The sequence below is a fragment of the uncultured Cetobacterium sp. genome, assembly GCF_947039425.1.
Taxonomy (GTDB): domain Bacteria; phylum Fusobacteriota; class Fusobacteriia; order Fusobacteriales; family Fusobacteriaceae; genus Cetobacterium_A.
Map to the genome: position 1 here is coordinate 1 of NZ_CAMQYW010000198.1, position 3,679 is coordinate 3,679.

Annotated in this window: 3 protein-coding genes and 1 pseudogene; 1 reads left to right on the forward strand and 3 read right to left on the reverse strand. The window is 25.7% G+C overall.

The features are described from left to right. Positions 1-40: 40 nt before the first annotated feature. The 3 genes from Q0V09_RS09045 to glsA are packed head-to-tail and all read right to left on the reverse strand — an operon-like array spanning position 41 to position 3,157. Positions 41-1,240: a cation diffusion facilitator family transporter gene (locus Q0V09_RS09045; protein WP_297404915.1), complete on the reverse strand. Its 1,200-nt coding sequence runs from the start codon at positions 1,238-1,240 to the stop codon at positions 41-43. A 36-nt stretch (positions 1,241-1,276) separates the two neighbouring features. Further along, the gene (locus Q0V09_RS09050; RefSeq protein ID WP_297404913.1) at positions 1,277-2,230 is read right to left on the reverse strand and encodes an aromatic acid exporter family protein; all 954 of its coding nucleotides are present in this window, start codon (positions 2,228-2,230) and stop codon (positions 1,277-1,279) included. Between the two features lie 12 nt (positions 2,231-2,242). Beyond that, complete coding sequence (glsA, locus tag Q0V09_RS09055) at positions 2,243-3,157, reverse strand: glutaminase A (protein ID WP_297488718.1); 915 nt, start codon at positions 3,155-3,157, stop codon at positions 2,243-2,245. Between the two features lie 104 nt (positions 3,158-3,261). Here glsA and Q0V09_RS09060 point away from each other — a divergent pair. Then, positions 3,262-3,679 (forward strand): annotated as a pseudogene (locus Q0V09_RS09060) (hydroxylamine reductase); the annotation flags it as partial.

Sequence of the window (3,679 nt, forward strand, 5' to 3'; positions counted from 1 at the left end):
GATAATCGTAAATAATTTATTTTTCTATTATTTTTATCATTCATAGAGAATTCTCCTCGTTTGTTGTGTTAAATAAAGGGTCTACTTGGATAATAACTTGATCTAATGAATGAAATGTATTTTTTAGTTTAATAACAAGATCAGTTATTATTGAGTAACTCTCTTTTATAGTTATATTTTCATCAAGACGAACATGGAAATATAAATTACATTTATTACCAACAGGTTGTAATAAAATCCCATGTACATTATGTATATTTTTTAATGAGCATAGATAGAATTCAATCTCTTCAATGAATTTTTTATCTTGAATATCCATAATTAAATGTGATGATTCTTTTAATAACTCCCATCCCTCTTTAAACATATAAATAGAAACAACTATTCCTGCTAAAGGGTCAAATAGAGGATTTATATATATGGCTGATCCAATACCTATAAGAACAGCTATAGAAGATATAATGTCTTGGCGATGTTCAATAGCATCAGAAAGAAGAGCATTGCTATTTAACCTTTTAGCCTCTTTTAATTTATACTTATACATAAAAAATTTAATTATAATAGTAAAAGCACTAATATAAATTAGTAAAAAATTAGGTTTAACAAAAATTTCTTTATTATAAAGTGAAAAAAAATTATCATAAAATATTTCCCAACCACTTAAAATCATAACCAAACTTACAATAAGAGAGGATATATACTCTAGTTTTCCATGACCAAAAGGATGCTCACTATCGTGAGGTTGAGAAGAATATTTTAAAGTGAAAAAAACAATAATAGAAGTACCAATATCAGAAATAGTATGAATTCCATCAGCGATCAAAGCTTTACTGTTTCCAAGATAACCTCCAGTAATCTTAACTAAAGCTAGAAAAACATTTAAAAATAAAGTAACAAAAGTAACAAATAATCCCTCTTTCATTCTTTTTTTATCTTTTAATAAATTTTTAGCAATAAAAATCTCATGTTCAACTTCTTTAAAACCATTTTTTATAAAAAATAATTTTAATTCATGAGGAGCTTTAATTTGAACTTCGTCAATATCAATATCAACTAAATAATTGATAACTTCTTTTAATAGTTTGCTACCTAAATCAGAAAATCTATACTCTTTAAGTATAAAAATTTTTTCTATTTGATATTGGTGTTGATACTTTAATAATGTACATGTCCCTATTTTTTTATTGTTAAAGAAATAATCAAAAATAACACCATTATAAAATTTTTTTCTTTTTATCATAAAGCATCCCCCTAACTTTGATTAATGAATATATAATTAAATCTTTAAATATTCCACTTTAGCATTAATAAATTCCTCAATCTCTTGTAAAAGTTGAAATAAAGTAGCTCTATTTTCAAACTCTTCTCTTGTTTCTGGAAGTGACATTTTAGAAAAAATAACTTTTAATTCATTATGTTCTTCTAAAAGTGTACAAGGATTTTCATAACTATGTATATTTTTTGCAACATGAGCAATAAATTCAGATAAAACTAAACTGTGATCATATGTTATATATAATCTTTTAAAATATACCCTAATTCTTTTTAAAATTCTATATTGACGTCTTCTCATTGAAAAATAATTTAAGTCTTTATCACATTTATCAAAAAAAGAATTGTCGTAATCTAAAAGAGAAAATTTTCTACCCTCTTCTAATTTACTTTTTAAACTTTGGAAATTATGTTCTTCATTAATTGAAACACAAGTACATTTTAAAGTTTCAGATGTATCTGTTAAAATATCAATAATAATATTCTCAATTTCAATTTTTATTTTCTCAATTTCTTTTTCATTTGTAGGCATATATAGATTTAAAATATTTCCAATAAATAAACCAACAGCAAGAAGTAAAAATTCATTAAATAAAAAATGAGGTTCAATAGATTTATATCCAAGAATATGAGTTGATAAAACTATTGTTACAAGAAATCCCTGAAGCAGATTAAACTTTATACAAAGAGGCATAAATACTAATATAAAAATACTTAAACTAGAGTAATGAAACCCTAAAAAATAAACAAAAATAATAAAAATGCTAAGTCCTAATAAAACAGCTAAAAAACGTTCAAATGCAATTCTAAGACCTGAAGATTTAGTTGTTTGAATTGAAATAATAGCAACAATTCCAGCAGTTAAACTATACTTTAGGTTAAGATGTGATGCAATAAAACAGGCTAAAAATGCTCCAAGAGCAGTTTTTATAACTTTATCATCGAAATATTTAAACATATAATTTACTCCTTAAAATATACTAAATTTAAAATTTTCTGCAATTTCTTCTAAAACAGCTATTCCAGCAATAGAATTCCCTTTTGTATCTAAAGCTGGACCAAATACTCCAATTCCCATTTTACCAGGAACAACAGAAAGGATTCCACCACCCACACCAGATTTTGATGGAATTCCAACTTTAATTGCAAATTCTCCAGAGCCATCATACATTCCACAAGTAGCCATTAAAGTTTTAGCTATTGTAGCAATATGTTCACTGACGATTCTTTCACCAGTAGACAAGACACCACCTCTTGCTAGAAATAATCCTATTTTAGCCAAATCAATTGCTGTAATTTCAATAGAACATTGTTTAAAATAAATATCTAATACTTCTTCAACATCTCCTGTAATTAATCCTTCCCCTTTTAAAAAATATCCCATTGCACGATTTCTGTTTCCAGTTTCTTTCTCTCCTAAAAAAACCTCTTCATTAATATTCAAAGTATTATTTTCAGATATTATTCTAAAAAAATCAAGAACTCTTTTAAATTTTTTTTCTCCATCTTCTCCCTTTATCATTGAACAAACTTCAATTGCTCCAGCATTAATCATAGGATTGAAAGGTTTTCTCATTTTTCCAGTTTCTAATTTTTTAATAGAGTTAAAAGCATCTCCAGTAGATTCCATTCCTACTTTGGAAAAAACATATTTTTCACCTCTATCTAATAAAGCAAGCATTAACGTTAGTGGCTTAGATATACTTTGTATTGTAAACTTAATATTGGTATCTCCAGCTTGTGTTATTTCATTATTAGAATTAATAATACAAATTCCAATATGGTTTTTATTTGCATGACTTAATCCAGGAATATAATCCGCAACTTTACCCATATCACTTTTGTCGTTATTTCTATTTATAACACCTTCTAAAAAGTTTTTCATAAAATCTCCTTATTTAAATTTATTTCTATATTTAATTATATAAAAAAAAAGGAAAAATATCAAAATAAAATAATAAATAGGTATAAAATATTAGGAGGGAAGATATGTCGATGTTTTGCTATCAATGTCAAGAAACAGTAATGAATAAAGGCTGTACAATAAAAGGTGTTTGTGGAAAAGAAGAGGAGACAGCAAAATTAGAAGATTTGTTGTTATATGTTTCTAAATCAGTATCATCATATATGACACTACTAGAGGGGAAATATGTATTTGATCATAATATGCATTTTTGGATAGTTAATTCTTTGTTTATGACAATTACAAATGCTAATTTTGATAATGAGGCAATAATAGAAGAGATTTTAAAAGGGGTTAAAATTAGAGATGAGTTAAGAATAAAGATAGAACAACATAAGATACATATGCCAGATAAGTTTTTGAAATTTGCAGATTGTACTTGTCAGTTTAAAGATATGCAAGAGATGTTAGAGTATTCAAAAGATGTGGGAGTAATGAGAAGCG